This window comes from Pedococcus sp. P1_H8, from assembly GCF_056405175.1.
Genome location: NZ_JBFUCP010000327.1, coordinates 1 through 406 on the forward strand (window position 1 = coordinate 1; position 406 = coordinate 406).

General features: G+C 73.9%; 1 protein-coding gene. It reads right to left on the reverse strand.

Annotation, left to right across the window (positions count from 1 at the left end; all coding sequences use genetic code 11):
• On the reverse strand, positions 1-384 hold a 384-nt coding region (locus AC1DYG_RS20220), incomplete at its 3' end, for a nucleotidyl cyclase domain-containing protein (protein ID WP_477641625.1).
• Positions 385-406: the final 22 nt, after the last annotated feature.

Consider the following 406-nt stretch of genomic DNA (forward strand, 5'->3'; position numbering starts at 1 on the left):
TACCTCACCCGGGCGGGCGGCGGCCCCGATCCGGGCGCCGACATGGACGGTCAACCCGGTCAGCTCCAGGCCGGTGTGCTCCACCTCGCCGGTGTGCACACCGGCGCGCACCGCGATGCCCAACGCGGTCGCCGACCGGCAGATCCGTTCGGCGCACCGGAGTGCGGCGGCGGGACCGTCGAAGACGCTGAAAGTGCCGTCGCCCGAGACGTTCACGAGGCGCCCGCCGGCCCGATCGACCTCGACCCGGACCTGCCGTTCGTAGGCCGCGCGCAGGTCGCGGTACGCCACGTCACCGATCAGGGCCAGCGTCTCGGTGGAGTGCACCACGTCGGTGAACAGCAGCGACGCGAGGAAGCGGTCCGCGTCGGCGGGGCGGTGCATGCCGGTCGCCGCCTCCTCCACG